Here is an 18,708-nt window from a genome sequence, read left to right on the forward strand (position 1 = left end):
GGCGTGCACCGCCCCCGCCCCCCCCCCCCCCCCCCGGCGCCCCCCCCCCCCCCCCCCGGCCCGGGGGCCCCCCGCCCCCCCCCCGGGGCCCGGGGCGTGCCGCGGGCTCTTAGGCTGGAGGGGCAGGACGAAGCGGGCAGGACGAGGCGAACGACGGAGTGGACAGGGTGAACGAGCAGGGACGGGAAGGGTCGACGGAGCGCGGCCAGGACCAGGGCCAGGACCAGGGCGGGAACCACGGTCAGGGTGGGAACCGCGGTCGGGAGCAGGACCGGGAGCCGCAGCCGAAGCCCGCGGGCAAGGCCGGGCTGGTCTTCCGGGACCCACTGGACCAGCAGTCCCGGGACGACACCGACGCCGGCTGGGGCGATCGTTCCGGGGCCGGTGGGAGCGGTGGGCGGGGGCTGGACTGGTACCTGAGTCAGCGCCCGCCGCACCACGGGTAGGGGGGACGGGGAGGGGCGGTCAGCGCAGCGGCGCGACCAGCGCGTCGCGGATCTCGGTCAGCAGTTGGACCTCCTTGGCCTCGGCTTCCGCAGCCGCCTCGGCGGGGGACTTGCGGCGGGCCGCCATCCTGTTCATGGGCACGATCAGAACGAAGTAGACGACGGCTGCGGTGATCAGGAACTGCAGGACGGCGCTGAGCACCGATCCCCACAGGATCAGGATTCCGGACGTGACCTCACCGGTCGGGCCCAGCTCGCAGGGCCCTTTGAGGCAGGAACTGTAGGCACCCAGGTCCTTCGTTCCGAATACGCCGATGATCGGATTGATCACGCCCTTGACGAAGGCGTTGATGATGTTGGTGAATGCCGCACCGATGACCACGGCGACGGCGAGTTCGACGACATTTCCGCGCAGCAGGAATTCCTTGAAGCCCTTCATGCCGCCTCGAACGACGGAGTCGTTCCGGGGTTACGGGTGATCTTCGGCAACTCCGGATTGACAACCCGTCCGGCCCAGAGCGCCCCCGCCGGGCGGCGGCAGCCCGGCCCGCGCGGGCCCGAGCGCGAGCGCGGCCGCCACCGCGAGCAGCACCAGCGCGGGCACCCCGGCCCGTCGGCGGACCGCACGGCGCCAGCGGTGCCACCCACCGCAGCCGCGCCGGATCGGGGGGAAGCTCGGCACCTCCTGCCGGGGCGGCACGGTGGGGGCGGGCAGGGGGACTGAGAAGCTCGCGGTCGTCATCGACGCACCTCCGGAGGGTCCGGCGGTCGGCCCGGGGTGGGCCGGCCGACGAACCACACGATGCGCGCTCCGGGCGGCGTCGGAAAGCCGTTTCCCCAGCCTGTGGATAACCCGCCCCTGTGGACGATTTCGTACGCCCACACGAGTCAATCCGACCCGTTGAAGGTGACGAGAGCGAGCCGTGAGCGCAGGCCCGGACGAGCACGCCGGAAACGCCGGCCGGAAACCCAGGCAGGGCGCACAGCCGGAAGAAGCGGAAGCGGAAGCGGAAGCCGGAAAACGAAAGCCGGAAAACGCAGGCCGGAAGCGAAAGCCGGGGCCGAGACGCGACAAGGCCCGCCGCCCCCGCGTGGTCGCGGGGCCGACGGGCCTTGCCGAGGACTGCTGGGCGTCCGGAGCGGTCCCGGCGCCGGGGTCAGCTCGCGGCCGGAGCCGGGCTGGACGGGGCCGAGGAGCCCGTGCCCGACGCGGGGGCCGGCGTCGACGTGGTCGACGACGACCCGGAGCTGACGGTGCTGCTGGAGGAGGAGCGGCTGTCGGTCCGGTAGAAGCCGGATCCCTTGAACACGACACCCACGGCCGAGAAGACCTTGCGAAGCCGTCCCTGGCAGTCGGGGCACGTGGTCAGTGCCTCGTCGGTGAACTTCTGCACCGCCTCCAGGCCGTTGCCGCACTCGGTGCACTGGTACTGGTACGTGGGCACTTGTCTTCCTCCTGGCACTCTCGCCTGATGAGTGCTAACGATGGTCAATGATGCGGCATTCCGCGGGATCAGTCCAGCGACTCCGGTGTGAGATCGGCCCCGCCGTCGGCCCGGGATCGGCCGCGAACCACCGCCCGCTCAGCCCTTGGCCGCGCCCACCAGCTGCGCAGCACCCCCGCGCTCGGCGGAGCCGGCGACCGAATCCGCGACCGGGCCGGCGGCGGAACCCGTGACCGGACCGGCGGCGGAACCCGCGACCGGGCCGGCGGCGGAACCCGGCGCCACCAGCAGGTGTCGCAGCGAGAACAGCGCGACCAGCCCCAGCCCGGCGCCGACCAGCGGCACCAGGAACCCGGTGGACGGCCCGTGCCCGTCGATCAGCTGGCCCGCCACCATCGAGCCGACCGCCAGGCCCAGCCCGATGGCGCCGGTCAGCCAGGTGAAGGCCTCCGTCTTGGCGCCGTCCGCGACCAGCGTCTCGACCAGGGTGTAGCCGCTGATCAGGGTCGGCGCGATGGCCAGGCCGCAGACCAGTCCGGCGACGGTGAGCGCGACCAGGTTCGGCATCGCCCACAGCGTCGAGCAGCCCAGCACCAGCAGTGCGTAGCTGAACAGCATCCGCTGCTGGACCGGCCGCCGCCAGGCGATCACGCCGTACAGCACGCCGGCCAGCATCGAGCCGCCCGCGAAGATCCCGTACACGGTGCCGCCCGCGTCGTGCTGCCCGACGGAGTCGGCGAAGGCGTTCACGGAGACCTGCATGCCGCCGAAGACCGCGCCGACCCCGAGGATGGAGCCGGCGAGCAGCCGGACGCCGGGCGAGGCGAGCGCCGAGACGCGCTTGGTGCCGGGCTGCGGCACGATCCGGGCGGGGGCGGTTCGCCGCTGGGCGGCGAATGCCAGGCCGCCGACGACGGTCAGTGCGGCCTCGGCGACCAGGGCGGTCGCCGGGCTGGCCATCGCGGCGATGCCGGAGGCCAGGATCGGGCCGATCACGAAGGTGAACTCGTCCGTCACGGACTCGAAGGCGAAGGCGGTGCTCACCCGGGCCGCAGAGGTCTCGGACGGGCCGTCCGCGGTGAACCGGGCCACCCAGCGGGCCCGGACCATCGCGCCGATCTGCGGCACGCTCGCACCGGCCGGGACGGCGGCCAGGAAGAGGCTCCAGGCGGGGGCGTGCCCCAGTGCCAGCGCGATCAGCGCGCCGACCGAGGCCCCGTGCACCAGGACGGTCGGGACCAGCACCGCGGCCTGTCCGTACCGGTCGGCCAGTCGCCCGGTCTGCGGCCCGATCAGGGCCTGGGCGACGGCGGCGACGGCGGTGACGGTACCGGCGGTGCCGTACGAGCCGTGGGTGCGGGTGACGAGCAGCAGGATGCCCATGCTGAGCATCGCGTAGGGCAGTCGCGCGACGAGGGCCGGGGCCAGGAAGGTCCAGGCCCCGGGGGTGCGCAGCAGTTCGCCGTACCCGACGCGGGCGGGGGCCTGGGCTGCGGTGGTGTCCGCGGTGCTGTCCGCGGAGGTGTCGACCGTTCGGCGGGCCGTCACGGTCGGTCCTTCCTGCTGCCTGGTAGCGCGGCAGGGCATGGGGTGGCCCCGACGGCGCCGAGAGTCGTCCTCTCGCGCGTCGACCGGGGTAGATACCGGGTCGGCCCGGTGTGGTTACCGGGGTCGGACCGCGGCCGCCGAGCGGTCGCGCCAACTCTGCGTCAGGCAGATGCTGGGGGTGGTCTAGCGTTGGTTATACGGCGTGGTCGAACCAGCATACAGTTACGCGCGTAGATCCCGCTAGCCCACCCCTTCCCCGGGCGCCCCGGAAGCCCTGGAGGCCCCGGAAACCCCAGGCACCTCACACGCCCGGGGAGCCCCAGAGCCCCGGAGCCCCGGAGCCCCAGAGCCCCGGAAGCCTGAGAGCCCCGGAAGCCTGAGAGCCCCGGGACCTCCGGAGACCCGGGCCCCCGCGGACCCCCTCCGGCTCCCGCGCGCACCCCGGGCTACCGCCCGTTGAGCCACCCGGCGAGCTTGCCGCCCTTGTCGACGGCCCGCAGCCGCCGCTCCGCGGCCTCGCCGACCTCGTCCGTGGTGACCACCAGCAGCTCGTCCCCGCCGCGCAGCACCGTCGCCTTGTCCGGCACGAAGGAGTTGCCCTCGCGCACGACCAGGGTGACCGCCGCACCCTTGGGCAGCCGCAGTTCGCCGACCTCCACGCCGGACATCCGGGAGGCGGGGGAGAGGGCGACCGACAGCAGGTGCCCGTGCAGCTTCTCCAGCGGGGCGGACTCGATGTCGAGGTCCTGGCCCATCGCGCCCTCGCCGATCTTCAGCTGCTTGGCCACCCACGGCAGGGTCGGCCCCTGGAGCAGGGTGAAGACGACGACCAGGATGAAGACGATGTTGAACACGTCCTCGGCCCTGTGCGCGCCCGACACCACCGGGATGGTGGCCAGCACGATGGGCACCGCCCCGCGCAGCCCGGCCCAGCTCAGCAGCGCCTGCTCGCGGGCCGGCACCTTGAAGGGGGTCAGCGAGACCACCACGGACAGCGGCCGGGCCAGGAAGACCAGCACGCCGCCGATGACGAGCGCGGGCACCACTGCGGAGCCCATGGTCGCGGGCGTGCAGAGCAGGCCGAGCAGCACGAACATGCCGATCTGCCCGATCCACGCCAGTCCGTCGGCGAAGCCGCGGACGGCCGGCCCGTGCGGGAGCTTGGAGTTCCCGAGGATCACCGCGCAGATGTAGACCGCGAGGAAGCCGGAGCCGTGCAGCAGCGCGCCGCCCGCGTAGGCGAGCACGGTGAGCGCCATCACGGCGATCGGGTAGAGGCCCGAGGAGGGCAGCGCGACGTGCTTGACCCCGTACGCGCCGATCTTGCCGACGGCGAAGCCGATCGCCGCGCCGATCGCGAGTTCGGCGAGGATCGTGCCGATCATGACGTACCAGGGGTCCAGTTCCCCGGTGGTGGCGAAGGCGACGACCAGGATGACGACGGGTGCGTCGTTGAAGCCGGACTCGGCTTCCAGCAGGCCGGTGAGCCGGTGCGGCAGCGGGACCATCCGCAGCACCGAGAAGACGGCCGCGGCGTCGGTCGAGGAGACGATGGCGCCGAGCAGCAGCGAGGTCCGCCAGTCGAGGCCGACCAGCCAGTGCGCGCCGGCCGCGGTGGCGAAGACGCTGACGCCGACGCCGACGGTGGCGAGCACGGTGGCCGCCGGCACCACCGGCTTGATCTCGCGCCAGCTGGTCTTGAGGCCGCCCTCGGCCAGGATCACCACGAGCGCCGCGTAGCCGATCACCTGGGTGAGTTCGGCGTTGTTGAAGGTGAAGCCGATCCCGTTCTGGCCCAGTGCCACGCCGATCCCCAGATAGATCAGCAGGCTGGGCAGCCCTGATCGGGTGGAGATCCGGACGGCGACCACCGCGAAGAGCAGGATCACGGAGGCTTCGAGAAGCAGCTGGTTCAGATGGGAGACGTTCACGCAGGGGCACCTCGGGCAGGCATGGGCGGGCGGGGTGTCTGGCAGTGCGGTGAGGTCGACCCGTTAAGAAGGCGTCAATGCTCCCCTTGCGGATCGTTACTCAGTCTAACATTTTGCCATACCTTTAGCTTGGTCCCCCGTTCACAGTGCCCGGCCGACTCGGCCTAATGTGGTGCCCTGTCACGGCCGCTGGCCCTGGACACGCCCGCCCGCCCCGAAGTCAGGACCGCAAGGACCCAGATGCCCCGCTCGAAGAAGTTCCGGCGCGCCCGTCTGTTCGTGATCGTGCTGGTCGTGCTGCTGGTGGCCGGCGTCGGCTACGGCGGCTACCGCGGGGTCACCGCGGTCCGCGCCTCCTTCCCGGAGGTGGACGGCAGCGTCAAGGTGGCGGGCCTGACCGCGCCGGTCGACGTCAAGCGGGACGCCAACGGCATCCCGCAGCTGTACGCCGACACGTCCGAGGACCTGTTCCGCGCCCAGGGCTACGTCCAGGCGCAGGACCGCTTCTGGGAGATGGACGTCCGGCGGCACATCACCGCCGGTCGGCTCTCCGAGATGTTCGGCGACGGCCAGGTCGACACCGACACCTTCATCCGCACCATGGGCTGGCGCCAGGTGGCGCAGAAGGAGTTCGACACCAAGCTGTCGCCGGAGACCAAGAAGTACCTGCAGGCCTACTCGGACGGCGTGAACGCCTGGCTCGCCGAGCACCCCGGCGGCGAGAAGGCCTCGCTGGAGTACGCGCTGCTCGGCGCCGTCAACAGCGGCTACACGCCCGAGCAGTGGTCCCCGGTCGACTCGGTGGCCTGGCTCAAGGCGATGGCCTGGAACCTCTCCGGGAACCTCCAGGAGGAGGTCGACCGCTCGCTGCTGGCGCAGGACTTCGGCCCGGACAAGATCGCCGAGCTGTACCCGGACTACCCGTACACCCGCAACGGCACCATCGTGAAGACCGGCACCGTGTCCGGCGACGCCTACCGCCCCGCGGACGGCGCCGCGCAGCCGGGCGCCGGCAACGGCACCGCCACCGCGCAGGGCGCGGCCACCACCAAGGCGCTGCTGCAGGGCCTCACCGACCGGATCGACGGGATGCCGCAGCTGCTCGGCCGCCCCGGCCAGGGCATCGGTTCCAACTCCTGGGTGGTCGCCGGTTCGCACACCACGACCGGCAAGCCGCTGCTGGCCAACGACCCGCACCTCGGCCCCGGCCTGCCCTCGGTCTGGTACCAGATGGGCCTGCACTGCCGGACCGCCTCCCCGGCCTGCCAGTTCGACGTCTCCGGCTTCACCTTCGCGGGCATGCCCGGCGTGGTGATCGGCCACAACAAGGACATCGCCTGGGGCTTCACCAACCTCGGCGCCGACGTCACCGACCTCTTCCTGGAGAAGGTCACCGGCCCGGACACCTACCAGGTCGACGGCAAGGACGTGAAGTTCGACCTCCGCAAGGAGACCATCAAGGTCGCCGGCGGGGAGGACCGCACCATCACCGTCCGCACCACCCAGACCGGCGCCCCGCTCATCTCCGACCAGAGCAACGAGCAGCAGAACGTCGGCAAGTACGCCCCCAACGGCACCTCCGCCCCCGACCGCGGCACCAGCGGCTACGGCGTGGCCCTGCAGTGGACGGCGCTCAGCCCCGGCAAGACCATGGACGCCGTCTTCGGGCTGGACAAGGCGAAGAACTGGGACGAGTTCCGCACTGCCGCCAAGGACTTCTCCGTCCCCGCACAGAACCTGATCTACGCCGACGCCAAGCACATCGGCTACCAGGCGCCGGGCACCATCCCGGTCCGCGGCAAGGGCGACGGCACCTACCCCGCGCTGGGCTGGGACTCCGCGTACCAGTGGAAGGACCCGATCCCCTTCAACGCGCTGCCGTGGAGCCTCGACCCCGCGGCCGGCTACATCGTCACCGCCAACCAGGCCGTGGTGGACCCGAGCTACAAGTACAGCCTGACCAAGGACTGGGAGTACGGCACCCGCGCCAAGGAGATCACCGACCAGATCGAGGGCCTGCTCAAGAACAACGGCAAGATCTCGCCGGACGACATGCAGACCCTCCAGCTGGACAACACCAACGTAATGGCCAAGACGCTGGTCCCGCTGCTGCTCAAGCAGCAGATCGACGACCCGTACGTGCGCGAGGCCCAGGACCTGCTCAAGGACTGGAACTACCACCAGGACGCCGACTCGGCCGCCGCCGCCTACTACAACGGCGTCTGGCGCCAGCTGCTCACCCTCGCCTTCGGCCAGAAGTTCCCGGCCGACCTGCGGGCCAAGGACAACTGCCTGCTGGTCCGCCAGCAGGACGACCCCACCAAGCCGGACAGTGCCACCAAGATCGTCACCGAGTGCGGCACCCGCGACCCGGGCAAGGCCCAGCCGGACGGCGGTGACCGCTGGACCGAGGTGGTGCGCCAGCAGCTGGAGAAGCCCGACAGCTCGTGGTGGACGTACATCGACTCCCAGCACAACGTCCAGAAGGGCCTGGACAACCTGCTCAAGGAAGCGATGAAGAACGCCCGCCAGGAGCTGACCTCGCTGCTCAGCAAGGACGTCTCCACCTGGAGCTGGGGCCGCCTGCACAAGCTGGAGCTGCGGGAGCAGACCCTCGGCAGCGACGACTCCTCGATCGCCTCCGGCGTGCTCCACAAGCTGCTCAACCGCGGCCCGTACCGGCTCTCCGGCGGCTCCGCGGCGGTCGACGCGGCCGGGTGGAACGCGGCGGCCGGCTACCAGGTGGACTGGATCCCGTCGATGCGCATGGTGGTCGACCTGAACGACCTCGACTCCTCGCGCTGGGTCAACGTCGGCGGCGCCTCCGGCCACGCCTTCCACGACAACTACAACGACCAGACCGACCTCTGGCTCAAGGGCAAGCTGCTCACCTGGGCCTACACCCCGGACGCGGTCGAGAAGGCCACCAAGCACAAGCTGGTGCTCACCACCGGCTGACGCCCGGAAGGCCCCCGGGGGGCCCGAAGGCCCGGAACGGCGAAGCAGGCGGCCCCGCTCCCACCAGGGAGCGGGGCCGCCGCCGTTCGCCCGGGGTCACCCCAGCCGCCGCACCCCCGAGGGCGTGACCGCCAGGTCCACCGGCCGGTCGTGCGGCTCGGCGGGCACCCGCTCCAACAGCTCGTGCTCGTACAGCAGCACCGCCAGCACCGGCCGGACGCCCGCCCGCCCCAGCCGGTCCAGCACCCGGTCGTAACTGCCGCCGCCCCGGCCCAGCCGCAGCCCGGTGCCGTCCACCGCCAGCCCCGGCAGGAGCACCACCGAGGCCTCCGTCACCGCCTCCGGCCCGAGCCGCGGACCGACCGGCTCCAGCAGCCCGCGCCCCGCCGGGGCCAGCGCCTGCGGCCCCGCGTACTCGGCCCAGTCCAGGTCGTTGTCCGCGAGCAGCACCGGCAGCAGCACCCGCACCCCGCGCGCCAGCAGCGCGTCCAGCAGCGGCCCGGTCCCGGGCTCCGCCCCCACGGAGACGTACGCGGCCACCGTGGCGCCCCGGCCGGCCAGTTCCCCGGCGTGCCCGGCCAGGGCGAGCCCCGCCGTCGCGCGCTGCTCGGCGGAGAGCGCGCGCCGCCGGGTCAGCAGCCGTGTCCTCAGGTCGCTCTTCTCGTTGTGCACCGGATCCTCCACGTCTCCAGACCGTCGACGCGCAGAGCCTGCCACGCGAAAGGGCGCCCCGATTGTCCACCCCGCTGCTGGTCCAGGCCCTGGCCGCGCTGAGCGCCCCCGCGCTGGCCGGCGCCACCGCCCTCGGGCTGAGGGCCCGGCGGGACCGCGCGGGCGCCGCGGCCGGGGCACAGCGGCTGCGCGAGCGGATCACCGAACTGGAGGACCGCTGCGCCGAGTTGGAGCGCACCGCCTCCTGCGACCCGCTCACCGGCGTGTGGAACTACCGCCACCTGCAGCTCACCCTGGACCGGGAGATCGAACGGGCCCGCCGCGCCGAGCACGCCGACCAGGCCGACGGCCCCCGCCCGCTGGCCGTGCTGATGCTGGAGATCAGCGGCTTCGACGCGGTCATCGCCGAGCACGGCCGCGGCCGGGCCAACGCGATACTGCGCGACCTCGCCCAGCGCCTCGCGATGGAGATCCGCCGGGCCGACACCCTGGGCCGCTACAGCGGCGAGGAGTTCCTGGTGGTGCTGCCCGACACCGGCGCCGAGGGCGCCGCGCAGGTCGCCGCCCGGCTGGTCTGGTCGGTCCGCCGCCACCTGCTGCTCGACTGGTCCTCCGGGACGCGCGAGTCCCGCCCGGCGCACGGCAACGGCCTCACCGCCGCCGCCGGGGTCGCCGTCCTGCCCGAGGACGGCGCGCACGCCGCCGTCCTGCTGCGCGCGGCCGACGCGGCCCTCGCCGAAGCCCGGGCGGCGGGCGGCGACTGCTGGCGGATCTCGTCACGCCGTGGCGACCGGACGTCCACCGGGGTTCGCGAAACGGTCACTTCCGGTACGGAGTACGGTCCGACAGCCGAACGTGACCGTTCGGAAAAGCCGGGTAGTCTGTCGGCCTGTGCCGGAGGGGACCCCCTCGCCCAGCCGGTCCCTTCCCATACACCAGCCACTGTGGCCGTGCCCCGCGACGTGCTGTCCTAGCCGTCCGACCGCGCTCGGCCGGGCGAAAATGTGCCTGAGTAAGGTAAACGCATGACGACGACCAACTCCCGAGTTCCGGTAACCAAGGCCGTGGTACCCGCGGCCGGACTGGGCACCCGCTTCCTTCCGGCGACCAAGGCCACCCCGAAGGAGATGCTGCCCGTCGTCGACAAGCCGGCCATCCAGTACGTCGTCGAGGAGGCCTCCAGCGCGGGCCTGTCCGACATACTGATGGTCACCGGCCGGAACAAGCGCGCCCTTGAGGACCACTTCGACCGCGCCTACGAGCTGGAGGAGCTCCTCGCGCGCAAGGGCGACCAGCAGCGCCTCGCCCGGGTCCGGGAGTCCGTCGAGCTGGCCAACATGCACTACGTCCGCCAGGGCGACCCCAAGGGCCTCGGCCACGCCGTCTCGGTCGCCGAGCAGCACGTCGCCGGCCAGCCCTTCGCGGTCCTGCTGGGCGACGACCTGATCGACCCGCGCGACCCGCTGCTCTCCCGGATGATCGAGGTCCAGCAGGAGCTCGGCGGCTCGGTCGTCGCCCTCATGGAGGTCGACCCCTCGCAGATCCACCTCTACGGCTGCGCCGCCGTGAAGGCCAACGGCTTCGGCGAGGACGTCTTCCAGGTGACCGACCTGGTCGAGAAGCCCGAGCCCGGCGAGGCCCCCTCGAACTACGCCGTCATCGGCCGCTACGTCCTCGACCCGCTGGTCTTCGACGTGCTGCGCGAGACCCCGCCCGGCCGCGGCGGCGAGATCCAGCTCACCGACGCCCTGCGCGAGCTCACCACCCGTGAGCCGGCCGACGGCGGCCAGGTGCACGGCGTGCTGTTCAAGGGCCGCCGCTACGACACCGGCGACCGCGCCGACTACCTGCGCGCTATCGTCCGTCTGGCCGCCGAGCGCGATGACCTGGGCCCGGAGTTCCGCTCCTGGCTGCGGGAGTTCGTCGGCTCCGAGATGCAGGACTGACACGACAGAGAGCGAGTCGCCGATGACCGGGTCCACCGAGCACAGCACCACGTCCGCAGCCTGCTGCGACGCCGGAACGGACCCGGCACCGGCGGCCCCCCGCCTCTGGACGGTGGACGAGCACCTCGCCGACGTGCTCGCCGCCGTCGGCCCGCTCCCCGCGATCGAGCTCCGGCTGCTCGACGCCCGGGGCTGCCGGCTGGAGGAGGACGTGGTCGCCGACGGCGACCTGCCGCCCTTCGACAACAGCTCGATGGACGGCTACGCCGTCCGCACCGCCGACACCGAGGGCGCCACCGACACCTACCCGTCGGTGCTCTCGGTGGTCGGCGACATCGCGGCCGGCGCGGGCGAGCTGCCGAAGGTCGGCCCCGGCCAGGCCGCCAGGATCATGACCGGCGCCCCGCTCCCGCCCGGCGCCCGGGCGGTCGCCCCGGTCGAGTGGACCGACGGCGGCACCGGCACCGGAGTGGCCGCCGCCGCGATGACCGCGCCGGTCCCGGACGAGGAGGTCCGCGTCCTGCGCCCGGTCGCCGAGGGCGCGCACATCCGCCGCCGCGGCAGCGACGTCGCGGCCGGCTCGAAGGTCCTGGAGGCCGGCACCAGGCTCGGCCCCACCCAGCTCGGGCTGCTCGCCGCGATCGGCCGGGCCGCCGTGAAGGTCCGCCCGCGCCCCCGGGTCGTGGTGCTGTCCACCGGCAGCGAGCTGGTCCAGCCCGGCGAGCCGGTCGGGCCCGGGCAGATCGCCGACTCCAACAGCTTCACCCTCGCCGCCGCCGCCCAGGAGGCCGGCGCCATCGCCTTCCGGGTCGGCGCCGTCCCGGACGACGCCGACCGGCTGCGCGCCGTCCTGGAGGAGCAGCTCGGCCGGGCCGACCTGATCGTCACCAGCGGCGGGGTCAGCGTCGGCGCGTACGACGTGGTCAAGGAGGTCCTGGAGGCCCACGGCGGAGTCGACTTCCGCAAGCTGCGGATGCAGCCCGGCAAGCCGCAGGGCTTCGGCCGGATCGGGGGCGCCGACGGGGTCCCGCTGCTCGCCCTGCCCGGCAACCCGGTGAGCGCCTACATCTCCTTCGAGCTCTTCGTCCGCCCGGTCATCCGCACCATGCTCGGCGCCGCCGACGTGCACCGCCCGGTCGTCCGCGCGCTCTGCCCGGTGGCGCTGCGCTCCCCGGCCGGCCGCCGCCAGTTCCTGCGCGGCCGCTACTCGGCGGCGGACGGCACCGTCGAGCCGGTCGGTGGCGCCGGGTCGCACCTGGTCGGCGCGCTGGCCCGGGCCGACTGCCTGATCACCGTCCCCGAGGACGTCACCGAGCTGCCCGCCGGCAGCGCGGTGGACGTGGTGCTGCTGGACTCCTGAGCGGCCCGGCGCGGCCCGCCCGCGCCGACCGCCGACACCGGGTCCTGAGCGCCCGGCGCGCCGGGGGAGCTGTACGGTAGCGCGGTACTTCGACCTGCGCGCCCCTGGAGCCACCCGTGACGACACCTCCCCCCGGCGACCGCCTCACCCACGTCGACGACCAGGGCGCGGCCCGCATGGTCGACGTCTCCGAGAAGGCCACCACCGCGCGCACCGCCGTCGCGGCCGGGCGGGTGAGGGTCTCCCCGAAGGTGGTCGAGCTGCTGCGCGGCGAGGGCGTGCCCAAGGGCGACGCCCTCGCGGTGGCCCGGATCGCCGGGATCATGGGCGCCAAGAGGACCCCGGACCTGGTCCCGCTCTGCCACCCGATCGCCGTCTCCGGCGTCAAGGTCGACCTGGCCGTCGTGGACGACGCGGTGGAGATCACCGCCACCGTGCGGACCGCCGACCGCACCGGCGTCGAGATGGAGGCGCTGACCGCCGTCGCGGTGGCCGGGCTGACCGTCATCGACATGGTCAAGGCCGTGGACAAGGGCGCCGCCATCGAGTCCGTCCGGGTCCTCAGCAAGACCGGCGGCAAGAGCGGCGACTGGTTCGCGCCGGAGGTCGACGCGTGAGGGCGCTCGCCGTCACGGTCTCCAACCGCGCCTCGGCCGGGGTCTACGCGGACAAGGGCGGCCCGCTGCTGGTGGCCGGCCTGACCGCGATGGGCTTCACCGTCGACGGCCCCCGGGTCGTCCCGGACGGCGAGCCGGTGGAGGCCGCGCTGCGCGAGGCCGTCGCGGCCGGCTACGACGTCGTGCTGACCACCGGCGGCACCGGGATCTCGCCGATGGACCTCACCCCCGAGATGACCGCCCGGGTGATCGACCGCCAGGTCCCCGGCATCGCCGAGGCCATCCGTGCGTACGGGCGGGAGAAGGTGCCGACCTCGGCGCTCTCCCGCGGGCTCGCCGGGCTCGCCGGACGTACCCTGATCGTCAACCTGCCGGGCTCGACCGGCGGCGTCAAGGACGGCCTGGCCGTGCTGGAGCCGCTGCTCGCCCACGCCGTCGACCAGCTCGGCGGCGGGGACCACCCCCGGCCCGACGCCCCGGCACCCGGGGCTCCAGCATCCGGGAGAGGGCACTGAACGCCGGCTGGCCGGTTGAACTCCACGAGGGGGACGTCGCGCTGCGCCCGATCCGGGCCCGCGACCAGCGGGACTGGCAGGAGGTGAGCCGCCGCAACCGGGACTGGCTGCGGCGGTGGGAGGCCACCGTGCCGCCCGGCCCGGCGGGCCGGGTCGCCGGGCCCCGCCCGACGTACCGGCAGATGGTCCGCTTCCTGCGCGGCGAGGCCTCGGCCGGCCGGATGCTGCCCTTCGTGGTGCTCCACGAGGGCCGGCTGGTGGGCCAGTTGACCGTCGGCGGGATCACCTGGGGCTCGATGTGCTCGGCGAACATCGGCTACTGGGTCGACGAGGCGGTGGCCGGCCGGGGCATCATCCCGACCGCCGTGGCGCTCTCGGTGAACCACTGCTTCCGCACGCTCGGACTGCACCGGATCGAGGTCTGCATCCGGCCGGAGAACGGCCCGAGCCGCCGCGTGGTGGAAAAGCTGGGCTTCCGCTCGGAGGGAATCCGCCCGCGCTATCTCCACATCGACGGCGACTGGCGCGACCACCTGGTCTACGCGCTGACCGACGAGGAGGTCCCCGAGGGGATGCTGGAACGCTGGCGGGCGCTCAGTTCCGGTCGCGAAGCAAGTAATTGAATATATGTTCGAACGAAATATCGATATGGCATCGACCCGGTAGCGGACCGTCACAAATGCCGGCAAAATAGTCGGAGAATCAGCTTGATCACACGACACGCCGCGTCAAATTGCTGCCAGGCCTTCCCCGCCGCCCGTACGGTGTGAATCGTGAGCAGTAGCGGCCTTATCTACGCCGTCATCGTAGGGGCCTGGGCCGCCTATCTGGTGCCGATGTGGCTCCGCAGGCAGGACGAACTCAACGAGGCGCGCCCGACGGAACGCTTCAGCACCGCCATCCGCCTGCTGGCCGGGCGTTCGGCGCTGGAGCGGCGGGCAGCCCGGGCCCTGGGCGACGAACCGCGTGACGACGAGCACAGCAACGACGGCCCTCCCGAGCGGGACGGGGCCGCCCCCGGCGACCCCGCGGCGCGGGAGCCCGAACCCCCGGCGGAGCGCCCGGCCGAACGGCCCGCCCCCGCCCCGGCGCCCGCCCCGGCGCCGAGGGGCGGGGTCGAGCGCCGGGCACGGCTGCTGGCCCGCCGGCGCCGGATGGTCACCGCCCTCTTCCTCTCCTTCGCGCTCGGCGCGGTGGTCGCGGCGGTGGCCGGACTGGCCTTCCTCTGGGTGCCGGCCGTCCCGGCGGCCCTCCTGACCCTCTACATCGGCCACCTGCGCCGGCTGGAGCGCCAGCGGTACGAGGTGAAGCTCGACCGGGTCCGGGCCGCGCAGGCGGCCGAGCGGCTGCGCAAGCGCGAGCAGCAGCGCGCCCAGGCCCCGGCGGCCGACGCCGTCGCGGTCGAGGCGCCCGCGGCGGAGTCGGCCCCGGACGGGCCCGCCGAGGTGCGCGCCGCGCGCCGCCCGCACCTGCGGCTGGCCGCCGACCCCGAGGAGGCGACCGTCTCGGTGCCGTCCGCCTCCGCGGTGGCCGAGGCGACCGAGCACGAGGAGTGGGTCGACGGCATGCGCGAGCGCGGTGCGGCCGGCCCGGACTCCTGGGAGCCGGTGCCCGTCCCGCTGCCGACCTACGTCACCGCGCCGGTCGCGCCCCGGGTCTCCCGCGGCCTCGACCTGTCGGCTCCCGGCACCTGGACCGCGGGCCGCCCGGCCGAGTCCCGCACCACCCCGCTGTTCGACCAGTACGCCGAGCCGCAGGCCCCCGAGGCCCGCCCCCGCGCGGCCAACGAATGACCCGGGCCGCCCCCGGGTCCGCACCGCGGTCGGGGGGTGGTCACGGACCCCCTCCGAAAGGTGCTAGAGTTTCTTCTCGTTGGGGCTGTGGCGCAGTCCGGTAGCGCACCTCGTTCGCATCGAGGGGGTCAGGGGTTCGAATCCCCTCAGCTCCACCCAACGGACCGGCTCCGGCCGGTCCACCGAAATCCCCCCGGGAGGCAACTCCCGGCGGGATTTCGCGTTTCCTGACGCCGACTCGGTTCCGCCGGCCCGGAGGTGTTCCGCGGGCCCGCCGTGGCCGGGATCACAACACCTTCCTGGCACGGTTTCTGACGCGGTTCGGGCCTCAGGGGGGTCGGTTATGGTGGGTGGGCCCAGACGCTGACGACGGAACGATCTGGTCTATCTCAACGGGGTGCCATCGCGGTGCGCGAGTTCGGTCTGACACGGCGGGTGCGGCAGTCCGGCCCGGACGAGCCCGGCGGCACCCCGGCGACCGGAAGATCGAATTCCCGGATCCTCGCGGCCTCCTGCGTGGCGGCGGTGTCACTGGCGGTGTTCGCCCTCTTCCGGCACACCCACGGCGCCACCATGGTCGACATGCTGGTCTACCGGGCAGAGGGCCAGGCCGTCGTCCGGGGCGAGGACCTGTACGCGATGCGGCTGCCCGGCTGGGACCTGCCGGCCACCTACCCGCCGTTCGCCGCGATGCTCTTCGTGCCGAGCACCTGGTTCGACGTGAGCATCCTGCGCGTCCTGGTGATGCTCCTCAACTACGCGTTGCTCGCCCTGGCCGTGCACCTGTCGCTGAAGCTGGCCGGGTGGGCGAAGCAGCACCGCACCGCCGTGGTGATCCTGGCGACCGGCCTGGGCATCTGGCTGGAGCCGGTCTTCACCACCTTCCAGTACGGCCAGGTCAACCTCGGCATCCTCTGCCTGGTCCTGTGGGACCTGACCCGCTCGGACCGGAACCGGTTCAAGGGCGTGGGCATCGGCCTGGCCACCGCCATCAAGATCACCCCCGGCCTGTTCGCCGTCTACCTCTTCCTGACCGGCCGGGTCCGGGCCGCGCTGGTCTCGGCCGGCACGTTCCTGGCGGCCGGCCTGATCGGCTGGGCCCTGCTGCCCGACGCCTCGTACGGGTTCTGGACCACGTACCTCTGGGACCCGAGCCGGGTCGGCGTGACCGTCCTCGTGGACAACCAGTCGCTGCGCGGCGCCGTCTGCCGGCTGCTCGACGTCAACGACCCCGGCCTGGTCGGGCTGATCGCCTCCGCGCTGGTCGGCGCCCTCGGGCTCGCCGTGGCGGTGCTCGCCGGGCGCTCCGCGCGGGTGCTGCGCCGGGCCGACGCCTGGGGCGCGGTCTGCGCGGCGTTCACCGCGCTGCTGGTCTCCCCGATCAGCTGGACCCACCACTGGGTCTGGTGCATCCCGCTCATCGCCCTGCTGGTGGTCGAGGCCCGGACCAGGGCGCGGCAGGTCCTGCTCGGCGTGACCCTGCTCGTGTTCCTCTCCCACGTCATGTGGACGGTGCCGCACCGCTGGGGCCGCGGGGTCGACTGGTACTGGCAGTTGCCCGGCGCGATCTACCCGCCGATGGGGATCGCCGTCCTGGCCGTCATCGGGGTCCGGGTGTACCGCGCCCGGAAGCAGGCCGCCGACGCCACCGGCGGCGGTTCCCGGGCCCTCCCGGCCACCGAGCCGGACCGCGATCCCGCGCTGACGAACCGGACCTGACGGACCGGACCGACGGACCCAGACCGGACGGATCAGACCTGACGTGACCACCCAGACCAGCCGGACCGCTCCCGCGCCCGCCCCACCCGCCGCCGCTCCCGCCGTCCGCGGCGCCGCCACGGCCCTCCTGCGCGGCCCGGCCCGGCGCACCGCGCTGCTCACCGCGCTCTGCTTCGCGGTGATGTGCGCCATCGGCCTGCAGGGCTGGACGTCGGTCTCGCTCGGCGGCTTCGACCTCGGCATCTTCGACCAGGGCGTGCGCGGCTACGCCCACTTCGGGCTGCCCGTCTCGTCGCTGAAGAGCTACCACCACGAGTTCCCGCCCGGCTTCTCGCTGCTCGGCGACCACTTCTCGCCGGTCCTGGCCCTGCTCGCGCCGCTGTACTGGATCTGGGACGACCCGCGCTCGCTGATCATCGGGCAGTCGCTGCTCTTCGCGGCCGGGGTGCCGCTGATCCGGCGGATCGCCGCGCACGCCTTCGCCGCAGCCCCGCCGCGCACCGCCCGGCGGGCCGCCGACCTGGCGGGCCTGGTCCACGCGCTCGGCTGGCCGCTGCTGGTCGCCGCCCGGGTCGGCTTCCACGAGGTCGCCTTCGCGGTGCCGCTGACCCTGCTGATGCTGGAACGCGGCCTGGCGCGCCGGTACGGCACGGTGGTGCTCGCCGCCGCCCTGCTGTGCTGCACCAAGGAGGACCTCGGCCTGATGGTCGGGGCGTACGGGCTGGTGCTGCTGCTGCGCACCCGCCGCACCGAGGACCGGGCGGGCCGGTTCACCGGCCTCGGGCTGCTGCTGGGCGGGCCGGTCGCCTCGGCCGTCGCCATCACCTGGCTGATACCGGCGATGGGCGGGGAGCCGGGCTACTACTGGAACTACGGCTCGCTCGGCACGGACGGCGGCGACGCGCTGCGCAACCTGCTGCACGACCCGTTCCTGCTGGTGCAGGCGGCCTTCGACCAGCCGCTCAAGCCGTTGCTGCTGCTCTGGCTGTTCGGCACCACGCTGCTGCTGCCGCTGCGCTCGGCGACCGTGCTGTGCGCGCTGCCGCTCCTGGCTGAGCGGATCCTCTCCAGCAACCCCAACCACTGGTCGATCGCCCGGCACTACGACTCGATGCTCTGGCCGGTCCTGCTCACCGCCGGGATCGAGGTACTGGGCCGGCTGAGCGCGGCCGGGCGGCCCGCGCGGACCGTCCGGCGGGCGCGGCAGCTGGGACTCGGAGCGGCCGGGATCGCGCTGGTGGCCGCCGTCCCGATCGGGCTGGTGCAGCCGGCGGTGCCGTCCTCCTGGTCGGCCAAGCCGAGCGAGGCCGCGCTGGTGCGGGCGGCCGCCCTGATCCCGGACGGGGCGTCGGTCGAGGCGGACAACCAGATCGCGCCGCGGCTGACCGCCCGGACGGACGTGGTGCTGGTGGACGGCACACCGCGCGGGCGCGAGTACGTGCTCACCCGGTCGAACAAGCGCTCCTTCCCGTTCGCCACGGACACCGAGCAGGCCCAGCGGATCCGGCTGCTGCTGGACCACGGCTACCGGCAGCTCTGGGCCGAGGACGGGGTGGTCCTGCTGCACCGCGAGAGCGGCGAACCGGTGCCCGGCGAGCACGTGCCGGGGCCGGGCAGCAAGCCGGTCCAGGACGTGGTCCCGTCCGACGTGGGGCACGACCTCTTCCGGGGCTGACACCGGACCCCGGAGAAACGGCCGAGGGGGGGGGGGGGGGCGGCGCGCCCCCGGCCCCCGCCCCCGCAGCGCAGGCCCGCGAG

17 protein-coding genes and 1 tRNA gene are annotated in these 18,708 nt (G+C 73.4%); 12 read left to right on the forward strand and 6 right to left on the reverse strand.

What is annotated here, in order from left to right; translation table 11 throughout:
• Positions 1–167: 167 nt before the first annotated feature.
• Complete coding sequence (locus ACFV0O_RS19675) at positions 168–446, forward strand: hypothetical protein (protein WP_380343217.1); 279 nt, start codon at positions 168–170, stop codon at positions 444–446.
• Positions 447–465: 19 nt separating this feature from the next.
• On the opposite strand, the gene mscL is transcribed toward ACFV0O_RS19675, so the two are convergent.
• The 5 genes from mscL to ACFV0O_RS19700 form a co-directional block, all read right to left on the reverse strand.
• Positions 466–885, reverse strand: coding sequence for a large conductance mechanosensitive channel protein MscL (gene mscL, locus ACFV0O_RS19680; RefSeq protein WP_380343220.1), 420 nt, complete (start codon positions 883–885; stop codon positions 466–468).
• Between the two features lie 30 nt (positions 886–915).
• On the reverse strand, positions 916–1,188 hold the full coding sequence (locus ACFV0O_RS19685; RefSeq protein ID WP_380343223.1) for a hypothetical protein: 273 nt from the start codon (positions 1,186–1,188) through the stop codon (positions 916–918).
• A 415-nt stretch (positions 1,189–1,603) separates the two neighbouring features.
• Positions 1,604–1,891 (reverse strand): FmdB family zinc ribbon protein, encoded by a 288-nt coding sequence (locus ACFV0O_RS19690; RefSeq protein ID WP_380343226.1) that lies wholly within the window; start codon positions 1,889–1,891, stop codon positions 1,604–1,606.
• Positions 1,892–2,029: 138 nt separating this feature from the next.
• Complete coding sequence (locus tag ACFV0O_RS19695) at positions 2,030–3,439, reverse strand: MFS transporter (protein WP_380343229.1); 1,410 nt, start codon at positions 3,437–3,439, stop codon at positions 2,030–2,032.
• A gap of 446 nt (positions 3,440–3,885) precedes the next feature.
• Positions 3,886–5,370 carry a potassium/proton antiporter gene (locus ACFV0O_RS19700; protein ID WP_380343232.1) on the reverse strand — a complete coding sequence of 495 codons (1,485 nt, stop codon included), beginning with the start codon at positions 5,368–5,370 and terminating at the stop codon, positions 3,886–3,888.
• 240 nt (positions 5,371–5,610) lie between these two features.
• Between ACFV0O_RS19700 and ACFV0O_RS19705 the strand changes: the two genes are divergently transcribed.
• Positions 5,611–8,328: a penicillin acylase family protein gene (locus tag ACFV0O_RS19705; protein ID WP_380343235.1), complete on the forward strand. Its 2,718-nt coding sequence runs from the start codon at positions 5,611–5,613 to the stop codon at positions 8,326–8,328.
• Between the two features lie 96 nt (positions 8,329–8,424).
• On the opposite strand, the gene ACFV0O_RS19710 is transcribed toward ACFV0O_RS19705, so the two are convergent.
• Positions 8,425–9,000, reverse strand: a complete 576-nt coding sequence (locus ACFV0O_RS19710; protein ID WP_380343238.1) for a 5-formyltetrahydrofolate cyclo-ligase — start codon at positions 8,998–9,000, stop codon at positions 8,425–8,427.
• Positions 9,001–9,062: 62 nt separating this feature from the next.
• Between ACFV0O_RS19710 and ACFV0O_RS19715 the strand changes: the two genes are divergently transcribed.
• The 10 genes from ACFV0O_RS19715 to ACFV0O_RS19760 all read left to right on the forward strand — a co-directional run bounded on the left by ACFV0O_RS19715 (position 9,063) and on the right by ACFV0O_RS19760 (position 18,625).
• The gene (locus tag ACFV0O_RS19715) at positions 9,063–9,974 is read left to right on the forward strand and encodes a GGDEF domain-containing protein (RefSeq protein WP_380343241.1); all 912 of its coding nucleotides are present in this window, start codon (positions 9,063–9,065) and stop codon (positions 9,972–9,974) included.
• A 51-nt stretch (positions 9,975–10,025) separates the two neighbouring features.
• Complete coding sequence (galU, locus tag ACFV0O_RS19720; RefSeq protein ID WP_380343244.1) at positions 10,026–10,946, forward strand: UTP--glucose-1-phosphate uridylyltransferase GalU; 921 nt, start codon at positions 10,026–10,028, stop codon at positions 10,944–10,946.
• A gap of 22 nt (positions 10,947–10,968) precedes the next feature.
• The gene (glp, locus tag ACFV0O_RS19725; protein WP_380343247.1) at positions 10,969–12,306 is read left to right on the forward strand and encodes a gephyrin-like molybdotransferase Glp; all 1,338 of its coding nucleotides are present in this window, start codon (positions 10,969–10,971) and stop codon (positions 12,304–12,306) included.
• A gap of 176 nt (positions 12,307–12,482) precedes the next feature.
• Entirely contained in the window at positions 12,483–12,923 is a 441-nt protein-coding gene (gene moaC / locus ACFV0O_RS19730) for a cyclic pyranopterin monophosphate synthase MoaC (protein ID WP_360259380.1), read from the forward strand.
• The gene (locus tag ACFV0O_RS19735; RefSeq protein WP_380343250.1) at positions 12,920–13,438 is read left to right on the forward strand and encodes a molybdenum cofactor biosynthesis protein B; all 519 of its coding nucleotides are present in this window, start codon (positions 12,920–12,922) and stop codon (positions 13,436–13,438) included. Before moaC ends, ACFV0O_RS19735 begins: the two co-directional genes overlap by 4 nt.
• A complete protein-coding gene (locus ACFV0O_RS19740) occupies positions 13,435–14,061 on the forward strand; it encodes a GNAT family N-acetyltransferase (RefSeq protein ID WP_380343352.1) in 627 nt (208 codons plus the stop codon). Before ACFV0O_RS19735 ends, ACFV0O_RS19740 begins: the two co-directional genes overlap by 4 nt.
• 150 nt (positions 14,062–14,211) lie before the next feature.
• Positions 14,212–15,231 (forward strand): hypothetical protein, encoded by a 1,020-nt coding sequence (locus ACFV0O_RS19745; RefSeq protein ID WP_380343253.1) that lies wholly within the window; start codon positions 14,212–14,214, stop codon positions 15,229–15,231.
• An 81-nt stretch (positions 15,232–15,312) separates the two neighbouring features.
• Positions 15,313–15,386: transfer RNA gene (locus ACFV0O_RS19750), tRNA-Ala, on the forward strand.
• A gap of 253 nt (positions 15,387–15,639) precedes the next feature.
• Entirely contained in the window at positions 15,640–16,950 is a 1,311-nt protein-coding gene (locus tag ACFV0O_RS19755; protein ID WP_380343256.1) for a glycosyltransferase 87 family protein, read from the forward strand.
• Between the two features lie 43 nt (positions 16,951–16,993).
• On the forward strand, positions 16,994–18,625 hold the full coding sequence (locus ACFV0O_RS19760; protein ID WP_380343258.1) for a DUF2079 domain-containing protein: 1,632 nt from the start codon (positions 16,994–16,996) through the stop codon (positions 18,623–18,625).
• Positions 18,626–18,708: the final 83 nt, after the last annotated feature.

Source organism: Kitasatospora sp. NPDC059577 (assembly GCF_042735475.1).
GTDB lineage: Bacteria > Actinomycetota > Actinomycetes > Streptomycetales > Streptomycetaceae > Kitasatospora.